The sequence below is a fragment of the Catellatospora sp. NPDC049111 genome, assembly GCF_040648615.1.
In the GTDB taxonomy this organism is placed as follows: domain Bacteria; phylum Actinomycetota; class Actinomycetes; order Mycobacteriales; family Micromonosporaceae; genus Catellatospora; species Catellatospora aurea.
Genome location: NZ_JBEZEB010000013.1, coordinates 120051 through 134326, shown reverse-complemented (window position 1 = coordinate 134326; position 14276 = coordinate 120051). Strand labels below are relative to the sequence as shown.

Annotated in this window: 17 protein-coding genes; 9 read left to right on the top strand and 8 right to left on the bottom strand. The window is 71.3% G+C overall.

Annotated features, from left to right (window positions below; genetic code table 11):
• Positions 1-57: 57 nt before the first annotated feature.
• A complete protein-coding gene (locus AB0B66_RS20390; RefSeq protein WP_360531779.1) occupies positions 58-1077 on the top strand; it encodes a serine hydrolase in 1020 nt (339 codons plus the stop codon).
• 51 nt (positions 1078-1128) lie between these two features.
• On the opposite strand, the gene AB0B66_RS20385 is transcribed toward AB0B66_RS20390, so the two are convergent.
• Positions 1129-2037 carry an NlpC/P60 family protein gene (locus AB0B66_RS20385; protein ID WP_360531776.1) on the bottom strand — a complete coding sequence of 303 codons (909 nt, stop codon included), beginning with the start codon at positions 2035-2037 and terminating at the stop codon, positions 1129-1131.
• A gap of 135 nt (positions 2038-2172) precedes the next feature.
• On the opposite strand from AB0B66_RS20385, the gene AB0B66_RS20380 reads away from it, so the two are divergent.
• Complete coding sequence (locus tag AB0B66_RS20380) at positions 2173-2802, top strand: TetR family transcriptional regulator C-terminal domain-containing protein (protein WP_360531773.1); 630 nt, start codon at positions 2173-2175, stop codon at positions 2800-2802.
• A gap of 105 nt (positions 2803-2907) precedes the next feature.
• Here AB0B66_RS20380 and AB0B66_RS20375 read toward each other — a convergent pair whose 3' ends face one another.
• Positions 2908-3219: a hypothetical protein gene (locus AB0B66_RS20375; RefSeq protein WP_360531770.1), complete on the bottom strand. Its 312-nt coding sequence runs from the start codon at positions 3217-3219 to the stop codon at positions 2908-2910.
• Between the two features lie 133 nt (positions 3220-3352).
• Positions 3353-4459, bottom strand: coding sequence for a 12-oxophytodienoate reductase (locus AB0B66_RS20370; RefSeq protein ID WP_360531767.1), 1107 nt, complete (start codon positions 4457-4459; stop codon positions 3353-3355).
• 60 nt (positions 4460-4519) lie between these two features.
• Here AB0B66_RS20370 and AB0B66_RS20365 point away from each other — a divergent pair, with 60 nt between their 5' ends.
• Positions 4520-4906, top strand: a complete 387-nt coding sequence (locus AB0B66_RS20365) for a MerR family transcriptional regulator (protein ID WP_360531764.1) — start codon at positions 4520-4522, stop codon at positions 4904-4906.
• 89 nt (positions 4907-4995) lie between these two features.
• On the opposite strand, the gene AB0B66_RS20360 is transcribed toward AB0B66_RS20365, so the two are convergent.
• The 4 genes from AB0B66_RS20360 to AB0B66_RS20345 form a co-directional block, all read right to left on the bottom strand.
• Entirely contained in the window at positions 4996-5793 is a 798-nt protein-coding gene (locus tag AB0B66_RS20360) for a helix-turn-helix transcriptional regulator (RefSeq protein ID WP_360531761.1), read from the bottom strand.
• Between the two features lie 13 nt (positions 5794-5806).
• The gene (locus AB0B66_RS20355) at positions 5807-6328 is read right to left on the bottom strand and encodes a DUF6879 family protein (protein ID WP_360531758.1); all 522 of its coding nucleotides are present in this window, start codon (positions 6326-6328) and stop codon (positions 5807-5809) included.
• Positions 6303-6533, bottom strand: coding sequence for a hypothetical protein (locus AB0B66_RS20350; protein WP_360531756.1), 231 nt, complete (start codon positions 6531-6533; stop codon positions 6303-6305). The genes AB0B66_RS20355 and AB0B66_RS20350 overlap by 26 nt, the downstream gene beginning before the upstream one ends.
• A gap of 124 nt (positions 6534-6657) precedes the next feature.
• A complete protein-coding gene (locus tag AB0B66_RS20345; protein ID WP_360531753.1) occupies positions 6658-7557 on the bottom strand; it encodes a GNAT family N-acetyltransferase in 900 nt (299 codons plus the stop codon).
• A 166-nt stretch (positions 7558-7723) separates the two neighbouring features.
• Between AB0B66_RS20345 and AB0B66_RS20340 the strand changes: the two genes are divergently transcribed.
• The 5 genes from AB0B66_RS20340 to AB0B66_RS20320 all read left to right on the top strand — a co-directional run bounded on the left by AB0B66_RS20340 (position 7724) and on the right by AB0B66_RS20320 (position 13340).
• On the top strand, positions 7724-8311 hold the full coding sequence (locus AB0B66_RS20340) for a DUF998 domain-containing protein (protein WP_360531751.1): 588 nt from the start codon (positions 7724-7726) through the stop codon (positions 8309-8311).
• An 18-nt stretch (positions 8312-8329) separates the two neighbouring features.
• Complete coding sequence (locus AB0B66_RS20335; protein WP_360531748.1) at positions 8330-8854, top strand: hypothetical protein; 525 nt, start codon at positions 8330-8332, stop codon at positions 8852-8854.
• A gap of 146 nt (positions 8855-9000) precedes the next feature.
• Positions 9001-10062, top strand: coding sequence for a LacI family DNA-binding transcriptional regulator (locus tag AB0B66_RS20330; RefSeq protein WP_360531745.1), 1062 nt, complete (start codon positions 9001-9003; stop codon positions 10060-10062).
• Positions 10063-10127: 65 nt separating this feature from the next.
• Positions 10128-12413, top strand: coding sequence for a glycoside hydrolase family 3 N-terminal domain-containing protein (locus tag AB0B66_RS20325; protein WP_360531742.1), 2286 nt, complete (start codon positions 10128-10130; stop codon positions 12411-12413).
• A gap of 306 nt (positions 12414-12719) precedes the next feature.
• Positions 12720-13340 (top strand): hypothetical protein, encoded by a 621-nt coding sequence (locus AB0B66_RS20320; protein WP_360531739.1) that lies wholly within the window; start codon positions 12720-12722, stop codon positions 13338-13340.
• 56 nt (positions 13341-13396) lie between these two features.
• Here the strand turns inward: AB0B66_RS20320 and AB0B66_RS20315 are convergent, their stop codons facing one another.
• Positions 13397-13762: a DoxX family protein gene (locus AB0B66_RS20315; protein ID WP_360531736.1), complete on the bottom strand. Its 366-nt coding sequence runs from the start codon at positions 13760-13762 to the stop codon at positions 13397-13399.
• 129 nt (positions 13763-13891) lie between these two features.
• On the opposite strand from AB0B66_RS20315, the gene AB0B66_RS20310 reads away from it, so the two are divergent.
• Positions 13892-14266 carry a helix-turn-helix domain-containing protein gene (locus tag AB0B66_RS20310; protein ID WP_360531733.1) on the top strand — a complete coding sequence of 125 codons (375 nt, stop codon included), beginning with the start codon at positions 13892-13894 and terminating at the stop codon, positions 14264-14266.
• Positions 14267-14276 lie beyond the last annotated feature (10 nt).

Sequence of the window (14276 nt, the reverse complement as noted above, 5' to 3'; positions counted from 1 at the left end):
ACGTGGGCGTGCCTAGGATCGACCGGACCATCCTTTGACGACGAACGGGGAACCCCTGTGTCCACACCTCTCTCCCGCCGCGCCGCCATCGGCGGCCTCGGCCTCGGCGCCGCGGCGGCGACGTTCGGGGTAGCCGCGCCGGCGTCGGCCGCCGAGGACGAGCGCGGCACCGGCCCGGGCCACCTGCGCCGGGTGTACCAGCGACAGAAGACCAAGGCCGGTGGCGTCTGGCACTCGCACGTCGCCGCGGTGAACGCGGCCGGGGTGCTGGAGACGATCATCGCCGACGACGTCGATGCGATCGTCGACGGCTACAGCGTCCAGAAGGTCGCCGTGGCCGTGGCCGTGATGGACAAGATCGACCGCGGCGAGCTGCAGCTCAACCAGAAGCTCGACCTGCAGGCCGACATCATCCTCGGCGGCAGCGGCATCTACCACCTGCACACCGTGTGGGGCGACGACATCACCGTCGCGAACTTCCTCACCGCGCTGCTGCTGGTCTCCGACAACACCGCGGTGCGCATGTGCGGCCGGGTCGTGCCCGCACTGGAGATCAACCAGATCCTCGCGGCCAAGGGCTTCGTCAACACCCGGGTCATCCCGGTGGCCAACCCCAACCGCTTCTTCCTCGGCAAGACCACGCCCGCCGAGATGCACGACCTGCTGTGGCGGCTGGCGAACAAGACCCTGCTGTCCCCGAAGTCCTGCGACTTCCTGCTGGGCATCATGCGCTGGGTCAACGGCTACCACGACGGCATCCGCCGCAACATGTCGTCCAACGAGCGCAGCCGGGTGGCCGTCAAGTACGGCGCCGACTTCAACACCCTGGGCGCGGGCCGCCACGAGGTGGGCATCATGTTCGACAGCTCGGGCGCGCCCGCGCTGACGTTCGCCTTCTTCGCCGACTCGCTCGGCGGGCTGGACAACTACGGCGCCACCCACCCGGCCGTCGAGGCGCACGCGGTGCTGGGCCGGCAGCTGTTCGACTCGATCCCGGCCCCGGTCGCCGCGGTCACGGCCCGCACGACCCGGCCGACCGTCGACCTGACCCCGTTCCAGCCGGTCAACGGCGGCTGACGCCGACCCTTCCCGCGCGGGCCGCCGCCGGCCCGCGCGGGAGCGGGCGCGCTACTCCGACCGCAGGCGGCGGCCCGACACGAGGTGGCGGCGGCGGCGCTCGCTGAGCGCGCCGTCCAGGCAGGCCCAGTCGGGCTGGGAGACGTGCAGCACCTGCTGCTCGCCGCCCGTGCAGATGCCGGTGTGGTAGACGTCGCCGGTCTCGTCGTTCTGGAACACCGCGAGGTCGCCGGGGGCCAGCTCGGCCACCTCGACGTGCTCGCCCAGCAGGGCCAGGTCGCTGGCGTCGCGCGGGACGCTGTGCCCGAACCGGCGGTAGATGAGGTGGGGCAGCCCGGAGCAGTCGAGCATCAGCCCGTGGGTGCCGCCGGCCAGGTACATCAGGCCGAGGAACAGCCGTCCCGCGGCAACCAGCTGCTCGGTCGTCGGCAGCGGACCGCGGGCGCGATAGGTGTCGAGGTGCTTGTCGGCCAGCCACCCGGTGCTCCCGCCGGGCAGCACGACCTCGGTGAACGCGTCCTGCCGCCGGCGGGCGGGCAGCACCGTGGCATAGCTGACGTCGTCGGCGAGCACCCTGCCGTCGGGAGCGTCTCGGAGCTCGGTGACCTGCTCGGTGACCACCACCTGCTCGCCGGTGGGCTCGGCGGGGGCGGCGAGCTGCGACAGCGGCAGCCAGCCCGGGTAGCCGCGGGGGTCCTTGCGGGAGGGCTGCAGCGGGGCGTTTATCCGGGCCCAGCCGTCACGGACCTCCGTGACCAGCACGGTCTCGCCCAGCAGCAGCTGGCTGTCGAGCCGGCCCCACAGGTCACGTCGTTCGTCGGGGCCCTGCGCCGCGGCCCAGGCGCGCAACCCCGCGGGCGTGCTCAGGGCGGGGGTGTCCAGGGGGCGTACGACGTCGGGGGAGGTCCAGAGTCCGGCGGCGGAGACCGCCACCGCCATGGTCCGCGTCGGCTCGTTCATGCGCTCACCCCTGTAGGAAATAGCTATGTCACCGGGGAGCCTACAAAAGTTTTCTTCATCGGGTCAGGGCCGCCCACGGCGTGGGAGCCTCGCGGAGGATTGGACCTTGTGGTCCAGTATCGCTAGAATGTGCTGATGACGACCGCCACCGCACCCCGGCTCACCGCCAAGGGCGCCGCCACCCGCGCTCGGATCGTCGCCGCGGCGGCGGACCTGGTGCTGGCGCGCGGGGTGGGCGGCACCAGCCTCGACGACGTCCGTGCGGGCACGCTGACCAGCAAGAGCCAGCTGTTCCACTACTTCCCCGGCGGCAAGACCGAACTCGTCATGGCCATCGCGACGTACCAGTTCGAGCGGGTGCTCCAGGCGCAGCGGCCCTACCTGGAGACGCTCGACACCTGGGCGGACTGGGACGGCTGGCGCGACGCGCTGCTCGCCCACTACGGCTCCCAGCCGCACTGGGGATGCCCCGTCGGCACTCTGGTCAGCGAGCTGACCGGCACCGACCCCGTGGCGGCCGCGCAGGTCGCCGAGCACCTGGACAGCTGGTGCGGATACCTGCGCGACGGGTTGCGGCGCATGCGCGACAGCGGCCTGCTGCGCCCCGACGCCGACCCCGACCGCCTGGCCCTGGCCGTGTTCGCCTCGGTGCAGGGCGGGCTGCTGCTGACGCAGGCCACCCGGTCGATCGAGCCGCTGTCGGCGGCGCTCGACGCGGCCCTGACCGCGCTGCACGCCGCCGCGCCCACGCCGCCCCGCTCCTGACATCCTGGCCGGACCGCCTGTCAGAACTTCCTGGAGTTCCGCACTGCGCCCGCCGGCTGTGCGTCAGATCGACGGCACCCCCGCATCCACCGGCGCGGTGGCCGGCTACCGTTGCCGGGCCAGTCCGTCCACCGCCTCCACGCCATGGGTTTCCATCTCGACGGCGAGCTGATCTGCGCGGACGCGGGCTTCCGCGCGACCGGCACATCTGATCTTGATCGGGTCTCGGTCCGGCGCGTCTATGTAGACCGTCCAGCCACCTCGGAACACCACCCAATGGGCAATCCAGCGGCCGATGGCACCGAGCAGGGCCATACGTGCGACAGGCGGATAGAAGACCAGGTCGCCCACCAGACGCACGATGCCGCCAGGCGGGGTCACGTCGTGGCCAGGCTGAGCGAAGATGGTCGATGACATGCGTGGGACCTGCTCGAAGTCGGGTCGACCCCCGGACGGCCCGACCATCACGTAAACATTCTGATCTTGATTCGGTGCCCATCGCATGATCGGCATGGTGTCAGTGGGAGACGACAACCGCCAACCGGGTACCTCAGGCGAACGTGTGCTCGTGCTCCTTGCGGTAGTCCTCGATGCCTTCGATCCGGCCCCCGGCGGCGAGGGTCACCCAGTGGGGATTGCCGAGCAGGATGCGGCCGAGGGCGACCAGGTCGAACTCTCCGTCGGTGAGGCGCTGCACCAGTCCGGTCAGCGAGGTCTCCCGGCCGGGTTCGAGAAAGTCGCGGGTCAGGCCCACCCCGCCGACGGTGATGGCCGACAGGCCGGTGATCCGCTTGGCCCAGCCCGCGAGGTTGAGCGGCGAGCCGGGGAACACCGGTTGCCAGAATCTGCGCTGGGAGGCGTGCAGGACGGTGGCTCCCGCCCCGGCGAGGGCTTCCAGGATCGTCGCGAGTTCGGCCGGGGAGTCGGCGATGCGGGCGTCGAAGTCGCGTTCCTTGAACTGGGAGAACCGCACGATCACCGGCATGTCCGCGGGGACGGCCGCGCGCACGGCGCGCACGACCTCGGCGGGGAACCGGGCTCGGCCGGCTGCCGACCCGCCATACCGGTCCGTGCGCCGATTCGTGCGCGGCCACAGGAACTCGTCGAGCAGGTAGCCGTGCGCGGCGTGGATCTCGATCGCGTCGAATCCGGCGCGTGCCGCGACCCGGGCCGCTTCGGCGTACGCCGTCAGGATCGTGTCGGCGTCGGTGAGCGACATCGGGTGGGCGAGGGGACGCCCCGGCTCCGGCACCGCCGACGGCGACCAGGCCGCCAGGCCGTCGACCGGCTCGCGCAGGCTGCCCAGGTGCCACAGCTGCGCCGCGATCCGGCCGCCGACCGCGTGGACCTCGTCCACGACGTGCCGCCAGCCGTCCTCTGCCGGACCCGCCGCCATCCGGGGCACGGCGTCCTCGTGTCCGGCACTGGGGTGGTCCACCAGCACCCCCTCGGTGATGATGAGCCCGACGCCGTGTTCGGCACGGCGGCGGTAGTACGCCGCGACCGCGGGTGTCGGGACCCCGCCGGGCGACTGGGCGCGGGTCATCGGGGCCATGACGAAGCGTGTGGACAGTCGCAGGCCGGCCATGGTGACCGGTTCGAGCGCCGGTGCGAGCAGGGCGCCGGAGGCGGTGGCGGGTGCGATGACGTCGGTCATGCGGTTAAGGTAGGACCTCACATTGACGTCAGGGTCAAGTCTTGTGAGGCAGGTCTCCGCATGCGTATCGGTGAACTGGCGGAAGCGACCGGGGCGAGCCCGCGATCGCTGCGCTACTACGAGGAGCAGGGGCTGCTCGGCAGCGCCCGGAGCACCGGCGGGCAGCGACACTACCCGCCGACGGCGGTCGAGCGGGTCGCCCTGATCCGCTCGCTGCTGGCCGCAGGGCTGTCCAGCAGCACCATCTACGACGTCCTGCCGTGCATCACCGAGCAGGCCATCCGCACCCCCGCACTGACCGCGCGGCTGCGCGACGAACTGACCCGGGTCGACGACCAGCTCCGCGAGATGCAGCGGACCCGCGAGGTCCTCGCGGGCCTGGTGGACCACTATGCCGTCGCCGAGCAACTCCCGCACGCGGCGAACGCGGCACCGACGAGCGCATGACGGGCTCAGCACATGCTCTTTCCCGGCCGGGCCGATTACCCGCTGCTCGATACCTCTGGACTGGTCCTTGATCCTGCCTTCTGGCCGGGTTACCTTTTCTGGGCATACGACAGGAACGCCTGGGCGTACATGCGTACCTCATGAGTCCGGGTGAGGTTCAGGAAGCCCGATACCAGCTCCACCGTCACCCTGTCCTCGTCGTAGATCCAGAAGGACTCGACCGCCCACATGGAGCTGCGGTCGGCACTCCTCGGGATGACACCAAGGCTCACCCGTTGGAGGGCGGACATGTCCACGACGTATTCGAGCTGCCGGTACATCAGCTCAGGGCTCAATATGCTGCTGTAGAGGACGGACTCCTCCACGATGACAGCGAAACGGTGGTCTCCCATGCGTGTGAGTTGCTGTCGCTTCAGCCGCACCTTGACGGCCTCGTCGCTGTCGTCGGGCACACCTCGCCGACCGGCAATGGTGGACAGCACCGCTTTCGTGTAGTCGGCCGTCTGCAGGATGCCCGGTATCAGCCACGCGTTGTACGTGCGGAAACGTTTCGTCTTCTCGTGGAGCGGAACCGTGGACTCAAGCGCCTGCTTGAGTCCGGTGCGTTCCATGCGACGCCACTCGACGAACATCCCCTCAACCGCACGCAGGGAGGTGATGAAGTCAGGTATCTGCTCAGGAACCCGACAGTGGAAGCACCACTGCCGGACGTCCTCGGTCGACGGTGCCTGCCTGCCGTTCTCTATCTTGCTGACCTTTGACGGGGGCCAGCCGGTCAGCCGGGAAAGATCCCTGCCGCTGAGTCCGGCGTCCAGGCGCACCTCACGCAAGCGCTGGCCAAGCGCATTCAGGGCCTCCTGCGAACTGGAGGAAGTGTTCGAAGCCACGTGCGGTCCCGAGTCAGGCCGGCCGGTACTCGTGGTGCGGGATGGCCCGCTGCCAGACTGCTTCGAACGCGTGCCTGCATAGTTCGACCACCGCCGGGTCGCTGCTCGTGTCGCGGAAGGTGGCGTTACCTTCCCCGTCGAAATGGTTGAACAACACGATGCCGTCGTCGAACAGCCAGTAGTCGTTGCCAGGCAGCGGGAGGTCAGACGCCTGCCGGCGGGGAAGCCAGCGAACGGCCTCACCGGCGGTGATGTTGCAGACGTCGGTGGTGTCGTACTCGAATCTGACGTAATCGCTGATGGGTTCGCTGACGATGCGGGCACGGCGCACCGAACCTCCGCGACTGATCACGGCTCCGACCATCTCGTACCAGGGGTGAGCCCACTCGGGTCTGGAACCGGGGACCGGACGTTCGCCGTTGCGCCACGCGAGGTAGTTCGGGTCGTCGAGCATGTAGCCGTCTCGCATCTCGAGGTGGACGGCACTGCGCTGGCACTTGGCCAGCAGTTCAGCGAATGTCGGCTGCACCGCCACTGGCGCCTACCTCCGGGAAGAACTGCATCATCCGCTTGGGGATCTCCAGGACAGTCTCGTGCGCGGGGACGTCACCCACTTCCCCAAGCACCGCCGGGTCGGTGATGCGCCATCCCTGGATCACATAGCTGTCCCCGTTGTCCCAGACGGTCGGCGAGTTGTCTGTCTGGCTGTCGGGGTCCTTCCCGAGGAACCGTAATGCCATGACTACCTCCCAGCGCAGCCGAGATCCATGTTCCTGCACTGCCGACCATAACAGCGACATCTGTCGAAGTGTGATCAAGAGAAACTTCGAGCAACAGTGTTGACGGCGGATCTGTGTACGCCGCTCAGGTGAAAGCGGCGGTCAGCGGTTTGCGGTAGCGGGGCTGCCGCCGCACGACCTGGTAGCCGACCCGCTCGTAGAGCTGCACGGTCCGGTTCGGGTTCTCGGCCACCGTGCGGATCGTGGCGACGCCGACACCGTGCTCGCGCATGGCCGCCAGGCTGCGGCCGAGCAGCGCCGAGGCCAGACCGCGCCGCCGGTACGCGGGCCGGACCGCGACCCACGACGAGTCGGCGACGCCGTCGCCCTCCCGTTCGCTGATCACGAGCCCGGCGATCTCGTCACCGTCCCAGGCGACCGCCCACAGCTCGGTGTCGCGCACCCCCGCGAAGTAGGTGTCGTAGTCCACCGAGACGAAGCCGAGCCTGCTGTCGGTGAAGCACTCGGTGATCGCGGCGTGTATCCGCGGGTGGTGCTCGGCGAGCACGGGGCGGACCTCCAGGCCGGGTGTCGGCGCGGCGGGCTCGTCGGCGGCGGCGACGGGACGGCTCAGGTCGACGACGGTGAACGCGACCCGGTAGCCGTGGTCCAGCAGCAGCTGCCGCGAGCCCGGCTGGCTGTCGTCGGCGTTGCCGCCGAGCACTTGAAACGGTGCGCCCGAGCCGAGCGTGCCCGCGTACGCCTCCAGGCGGCGCAGCATCGCCGTGCCATGGCCCCGGTCCCGGTGTGCGGGGTGGACGAAGCCGGTGGCCAGGAACATCTCCGTGCCGTCGTCCTCGGTCCAGCGGTCGAGGCGGCCGAACCCGACGATCTCGCCGCCGTCCTGGGCGACCACGCGGGCTTCGCCGGGCAGGTCGCCGTCGGGGCCGGGCAGCCAGACGTCGCCGTCGACCGCGAGGGCCGCCTGCCGTACGCGCTCGATCTGCTCGTCGTCTCCCGGCCCGGCGTACCCCCGAAGTCCCATGGGCGGCACGCTACCGACGTCGATGCGGGCCGTCGCGCGAGTTATCACGGCACGGTCAGGGATGGCCCGCTCAGGGATCACCCGCAGCGCGCGGCCGGACAACTCGGGGTCGGGGCAGGGTGAACACCGGAGCCCTCGGCGGCACGGCCGGGCATAGCGTCGACGCATGATCGACAGACGCGTCCTCGCCGGTGCGGGCCTCGCGGGCAGCGCGCTGACCGCGCTGCTCGCCGCGGTCGGCCAGGTGGACCCGGACCCGCAGCTCAGCCACGTCTCGCTGACGGTCAGCGACTTCGCCGTGCACGACCGCGGCGGGGCCACCGACACCGCGATGGTGGTGTTCGGGCTGTCGGCCTGGTGCCTGCTGCCCGCGCTGCGCCAGACCGCGCCCCGCGTCCTGCTCGCCCTGTTCGGGGCGGCCATGACGGTGGCGGCGCTGGCTCCGACGGATCTCGGGCCGCTGAGCACGACCGGCTACGTGCACCGCTACGCCTCGATGCTGGCGTTCGTCGCGCTGCCGCTGGCCGCGGTGACGCTGCGCCCGGTGAGCCGGGCCGTCCGCTGGACCGCCGCCACGGCCGCCGGGTTCGCGGGGCTCATGCTGGCCAGCGCGACCCTCGCCGACCGTTTCCTGATCGGGGCGGCCGAGCGGTATCTGCTGCTCGCCGAGGTGGTGCTGCTCGCTCTGCTCGCTGCACGGGTCCGCCGAGATTGCCCGGCGCGGCCTGTCCGGTCTACCGTGAGTCACGCCTGACCACGGGGAGGACTCGGCGTGACCGTCCACATCGCAGGGCACGATCCGGCGCTGCCGCCGGTCTACTGCAGACGGTGGAACTTCCGCCGCCACGAGCCGGTCGATCCGCTGTCCGCGGACGAGGCCCAGGCCAGGGACTCCGCCGGTGAGCCGTACGCCGTGGTCCCGGCCGCGCCGGCCGACGGGGTGCCCGACGTGGTCATCGAGATCGCCTGGGACAACGGGCACGCCGGGGTCTGGTTCTTCGACGCCTACGGCCGCCAGTGCCTGCACTACTCCTTCCGGCGCAGCGGCGAGCTGCTCTTCCTCTGCGGCATGACGCAGTGGGACTACCCGGACGCCGATGCGGCGACCCTGTCCGGGGCAACCTGCGTGACCTGGTTCGAGTTCCGCGAGGACGGCAGCGCCCGCCGGGTCATCAGTGACGACACCGCCCAGCAGCGCACCGTCGAGGACCGGGTCGGCGTGGACGTCAGCACGCAGTGGGAGCCGGTGCCGGGCTTCGGCGAGTGGGGCTCGCTGGCCCGGTGGAGCCGCAGTTAGGGCAGGCCCGCGCCGCGCGTCTGGAGAGCGTGATCCCGGCAGGTGGAGCATCGTCATACCGGGTTCCGTTGAGAGCGCTCTCCAAACTATGGTGCCGACGGGACGTGCAACGGGGACGTCCCGCCGTGCCGAGATTGCGAGTGCCCATGCCGTACCGGAAGCTGACCATCGAGGACGTGGCCCACGAGGCCGGGGTGTCGCGCGCCACCGCCTCGCGGGTGCTCAACAACGCCCGGGGCGTCTCCGAGGAGCTGCGCGACCGGGTCAACCGGGTCGTCGCCGACCTCGGCTACCGGCCCAACGCCGCCGCCCGCGCCCTGGCCTCCGGCCGCCGCGACGTGCTCGACCTGGTCGTGATCGCGTGCCGCACGGACGCGCACATGTTCGGCGCGGTGCCGTACTACAGCCGCGTCATCGCGGGGGTGATGGCCGCGCTGGCCGGCGGCGACGTGCAGCTGCGCGTCAACGTGACCGAGCCGGCGGGCGCGCCGGAGCTGATCGACCGGGTCGCGCAGTCGGCCACGGCCGGCGCGGTGCTGGTCAACGTGCCGCCGGAGCTGGCGGCCCGGTTCCACGCGCGGTGCCGGCGCGTGGTGTCGCTCGGCGCGACCGCGCCGCAGGTGCCCGCCGTCGAACCCGAGAACAGCCGTGGGGCGTACGACGCCGTCGCCTTCCTGCACCGGATCGGCTGCCGCCGCATCGCCGCGATCCACGGACCGGAAGCCAACACCTGCGCGGCGGGCCGCCGCGCCGGCCACCTGGAGGCGGTCCGGGAGCTGGGGCTGGCCGACCTCGCCGTCGACGGCGGCTTCAGCCGCGAGTGCGGCTACGCGGCGACCGCCCGGCTGCTGGCCGCGCACCCCGACGTCGACGGGATCTTCGCGGCCTGCGACCAGATGGCGGCGGGCGCGGTCCAGGCGATCACCGATGCGGGCCGGCGCGTGCCCGGTGACATCGCTGTCGTCGGGTTCGACGACAGCGTCGTGGCCGCCTGCATGAGCCCGCCGCTGACGAGCATGCGGCTGCCGGTCGAGGACATGGCCGCCGCCGCGACCAGGGCGCTGCTGGAGGGCGCGGCCGCGCCGCACTGGCGGCGGTTCTTCGCCATCGACCTCGTCGTGCGGAGCAGCACCGGACCCGACGCCGCCCTGCTGATCCCGCCCGCCCGTTCGTTGGACCGGTCGTCGGCGCTCACCGGACGCCGCTGACCGACCCGCCGCGCTTTCCCACCCCCGCCAGTCAGGACACCGCCGGTGTCCGTGAAAGGAACCCTGTGTCCTCCCTGCCGTACCTCGACCCCACGCTGCCGACCGAGCAGCGCGTCGCCGACCTCGTCGGGCGGATGACCCTGCCCGAGAAGGTCGGGCAGATGCTCCAGCTCACCGCCCGCGACGGCGTACGCCATCTGGTCGAGGAGTTCCACGTCGGCTCGATCCTGCACGCCTCACCCGAGCGGGTGCGCGAGGCGGCGGAGCTGGCCGGGCGCAGCCGCCTGGGCATCCCGCTGCTGATCGCCGAGGACTGCATCCACGGCCACTCGTTCTGGGAGGGCGCGACCATCTTCCCGACCCAGCTCGGCATGGCCGCGACCTGGGACCCGGCGCTGGTCGAGAAGGTCGCCCGGATCACCGCCGTGGAGGTCGCCGCCACCGGCGTGCACTGGACCTTCTCGCCCGTGCTGTGCATCGCCCGCGACCTGCGCTGGGGGCGGGTGAGCGAGACGTTCGGCGAGGACCCGTTCCTCATCGGCGAGTTCGCCTCGGCGATGGTGCGCGGCTACCAGGGCGACGGCCTGGCCGACCCGACGGCGATCCTGGCCTGCGCGAAGCACTTCGCCGGCTACTCCGAGACCCAGGGCGGCCGCGACGCCAGCGAGGCCGACATCTCCCGGCGCAAGCTGCGCTCGTGGTTCCTGCCGCCGTTCGAGCGGGTCGCCCGCGAGGGCTGCCGCACCTTCATGCTCGGCTACCAGTCGATGGACGGCGTGCCGGTCACCGTGAACGACTGGCTGCTCAACGAGGTCCTGCGCGGCGAGTGGGGCTACCGGGGCACCCTGGTCACCGACTGGGACAACGTCGGGCGCATGGTCTGGGAGCAGCACATCTTCCCCGACTTCACCGCCGCGTCGGCGGCCGCGGTGCAGGCGGGCAACGACATGGTGATGACCACGCCCGACTTCTTCGACGGCGCCCAGGACGCGGTGGCCAAGGGCCTGCTGGAGGAGTCCGACCTCGATGCGGCGGTCGCCCGCATCCTGACCCTGAAGTTCGAGCTGGGCCTGTTCGAGAACCCGCGGCACCCCGACGCCGCCCGCCAGGCCGAGGTCATCGGCGTGTCCGCGCACGCCGAGCTGAACCTGGAGGTCGCCCGGCGCTCGCTGGTGCTGCTGCGCAACGACGGCACGCTGCCGCTGGCCGGCGGCCTGACCGCCGGGCCGGACGGCCGCGCCGCCGCCCCGGACGCCCCGGCCCGCACCATCGCGATCGTCGGCCCCAACGCCGACGACCCGCACACCCAGCTCGGCGACTGGGCGGGCGCGTCCGGTCAGGCCGAGTGGCTGCCCGACGGCCACCCGCGCGAGATGATCACCACGGTGCTCGACGGCTTCCGCGAGGTCGCCCCGGCCGGGTGGACGGTCACCCACGCTCGCGGCGCGGACATCGTCGTGACCGGGCCCGACCCGGAGGGCGAGTTCTTCCCCGACGGCCAGCCTCGCCCCGACGTGGCCCTGCCCGCTCCGGTCGACGAGGCGATGATCGCGGCGGCGGTGGCCGAGGCGCGCCGGGCCGACTACGTGGTCGCGGTCGTCGGCGACCGGATCGAGCTGGTCGGCGAGTACCGCTCGACGGCCACGCTGGAGCTGATGGGCGGCCAGGTGGCGCTGCTCGACGCGCTGGCCGCGACGGGCAAGCCGCTGGTCGTGGTGCTGCTCAGCTCGAAGCCGCTGGTGCTGCCGCCGTCAGTGGCCGACGCGGCCGCGATCGTGTACGCCGCCAACCCCGGCATGCGCGGCGGCCGGGCCGTCGCCGAACTGCTGCTCGGGCTGATCGAGCCGAGCGGCCGGCTGCCGATCTCGTTCGCCCGGCACGCCGGGCAGCAACCGACCTACTACAACCAGGTCCGCGGCCAGCACGGCCACCGCTACGCCGACCTGACGCAGGCTCCGGCGTTCGCGTTCGGGCAGGGGCTGAGCTACACCACCGTGGAGTACTCCGGCCTGCGGGTGCTGACGCCGACCGTGGACCTCGACGGCACGGTGCGGGCGCAGGTGGAGCTGCGCAACACCGGGTCGCGGCCGGCGCTGGAGACGGTCCAGGTGTACGTCAGCGACACGGTGACCTCGGTGACCTGGGCCGAGCAGGAGCTGAAGGCCTACCGGCAGATGCCGGTGGCGCCCGGGGAGACCTGTGTGGTCGAGCTGGAGCTGCCGGTCGCCGCCTGCGCCATCGTGGACGCGAAGGGCGCGCGGGTGGTCGAGCCCGGCGAGTTCGAGCTGCGGGTGGGTCCGTCCTCGCGGGCCGAGGACCTGCGCCGGGCGTCGTTCACGGTCGTCGCCTGAGGACGGTCGCGAGGTTCGTCGAACAACGGCGGTTCCCTTCGGGGGCCGCGGCGCGAAGTGGCACGACTTCTTCGGCCTCAACGGGGAGACCACGCTGTAAGGCGGTTTCCTCTCCTGATCGCCGCGGCGATCCTGCTGCCGGTCGGCGTCGCCGCCCCGGCAGCGGGGTCGGCCCCGGCCGTCCTTTCCGAAACCGGATCGGGGCAGGTGGCGCGGCAGTAAAATGATCGTGGCCGCCGGCAGTTCCACCCCGGCCGGGCCGTGCGGCCCGGAAACGGCGGCGTCGGTCCACGAGGGGATGCTGCCATGGAAATCCTTCCGGCCTCGATGTTCGTGCCGGTGGCGCTGGGCTTCTTCGGGCTCGCCACCGGGTACCTGATCTACGGCCCGCAGGAGCTGTTCGGCTATCCGCCCCGGGACCGGCAGGTCGATCGGAGCAACGGGGTGTGGGGCATCCTGATGCCCGGTTTCTGCCAGTTCCTGGTCGGGCTCTACCTGTTCGTGGGGCTGACCTGGTTCGAGGTCTTCACCACCAACAAGACGCTGTACATGGCCGCCCTGGCGTTCAGCGCGTACGGCATCCACTGGTTCGCCCTGGGCTGGATCCGGCTGCAGGGTTCGGACGCCAGGCCCAACGGATACATGTCGATCCCGTTCGTGCTGCTCGGCATCCTCGGCATGATCGTCTTCTTCAAGGCCGGGGACTGGCCCCTCGGGCTGCTCTTCACAGGCCTGATGCTGGTGTACGTCGCGGAGTTCTTCGCCAGCTTCAACATCGGCGGCAAGCCCGCACACGACGGCCGGCCGGCGAGCAACCCGGGCCAGAAGGTGCTCGGCCTGCTGCACATCCTGGTCGGCCTGTGGCTGGTCTACCTGACCTTCGCCGCAACGCTCAACCTGTCCTCAGGCTCCCACCTGCCCGCCTGACCGGATTCGCGCTCCCGAGCCGGCCCGTTTTTGTCGACGTCGGCTGGGTGCGTTGCTCAGAGCCAGGCGGTGGCGAGCCAGGCGGTGGCGGCGGCGGTCACGAGCAGCGCGATGTTGAGGCCGATGAGGCGGGCTTCGCCGCGGGACAGGTGGACCGCGATGCCGCCGACCTGGATCAGCACGAGCCCGATCGCGGCCGCGACGGCGAGCCAGGTCGCGATGCCGCTCAGCGGCGGCAGGATCAGTCCGGCCGCGCCGAGGACCTCAAGTGCCCCGATGGCCCGCACGAGCGGCATCGGGACCCGGTCGACCCAGCCCATCATGGGCTGCAACTGCTCCCGGCTCTGCGCGACCTTCTTGCCGCCGGCGTACAGGTAGAACACCGCGAGCAACCCCGCGACGATCCAGTAGGCGAGTTCCATGAGCGCTCCCTCGGTGGCGAGATGCGGCGGTGACCAGGATGGTTACCATCCGGAAGTCGCCACATCATGCGTCAGTGAGCGACGGCTTACAAAAGGCACACGGGTGTGCGTGAGGCACAGGGAGCTGTCATGGAGTACGAGCACACGTGCCTGATCCGGGGCGACGGCGGCCAGACGATCCGGGCGATCCTGGACCGTATATGTAACAAGTGGACGCTGCTCGTCGTGGCCACCCTCGACCAGGGCACGCTGCGCTTCTCCGACCTGCACCAGCAGATCCCGGGCATCTCGCAGCGCATGCTGACGCTGACCCTGCGCAACCTGGAGCGCGACGGCCTGGTGTCGCGGACCGTGTACGCCGAGGTGCCGCCCCGGGTGGAGTACGCCCTGACCGCCAACGGCAAGAGCCTCATCCCGCCCGCGCTGGCCCTGGCCGGCTGGGCCATCGAACACGTCCCGCACATCGAGGCCAGCCGGGCCGCGTACCAGGCGCGCAACGGGTGAGCCGTGGCAG

What these genes read in the sequence shown, in the direction of transcription:
- AB0B66_RS20350 (WP_360531756.1), bottom strand. Translation starts at nt 6,533, where the DNA reads ATGGCATTACGGTTCCTCGGGAAGGACCCCGACAGCCAGACAGACAAC.
- AB0B66_RS20370 (WP_360531767.1), bottom strand. Translation starts at nt 4,459, where the DNA reads ATGACCGACGTCATCGCACCCGCCACCGCCTCCGGCGCCCTGCTCGCA.
- AB0B66_RS20380 (WP_360531773.1), top strand. Translation starts at nt 2,173, where the DNA reads ATGACGACCGCCACCGCACCCCGGCTCACCGCCAAGGGCGCCGCCACC.
- AB0B66_RS20385 (WP_360531776.1), bottom strand. Translation starts at nt 2,037, where the DNA reads ATGAACGAGCCGACGCGGACCATGGCGGTGGCGGTCTCCGCCGCCGGA.
- AB0B66_RS20345 (WP_360531753.1), bottom strand. Translation starts at nt 7,557, where the DNA reads ATGGGACTTCGGGGGTACGCCGGGCCGGGAGACGACGAGCAGATCGAG.
- AB0B66_RS20310 (WP_360531733.1), top strand. Translation starts at nt 13,892, where the DNA reads ATGGAGTACGAGCACACGTGCCTGATCCGGGGCGACGGCGGCCAGACG.
- AB0B66_RS20375 (WP_360531770.1), bottom strand. Translation starts at nt 3,219, where the DNA reads ATGTCATCGACCATCTTCGCTCAGCCTGGCCACGACGTGACCCCGCCT.
- AB0B66_RS20365 (WP_360531764.1), top strand. Translation starts at nt 4,520, where the DNA reads ATGCGTATCGGTGAACTGGCGGAAGCGACCGGGGCGAGCCCGCGATCG.
- AB0B66_RS20340 (WP_360531751.1), top strand. Translation starts at nt 7,724, where the DNA reads ATGATCGACAGACGCGTCCTCGCCGGTGCGGGCCTCGCGGGCAGCGCG.
- AB0B66_RS20320 (WP_360531739.1), top strand. Translation starts at nt 12,720, where the DNA reads ATGGAAATCCTTCCGGCCTCGATGTTCGTGCCGGTGGCGCTGGGCTTC.
- AB0B66_RS20330 (WP_360531745.1), top strand. Translation starts at nt 9,001, where the DNA reads ATGCCGTACCGGAAGCTGACCATCGAGGACGTGGCCCACGAGGCCGGG.
- AB0B66_RS20315 (WP_360531736.1), bottom strand. Translation starts at nt 13,762, where the DNA reads ATGGAACTCGCCTACTGGATCGTCGCGGGGTTGCTCGCGGTGTTCTAC.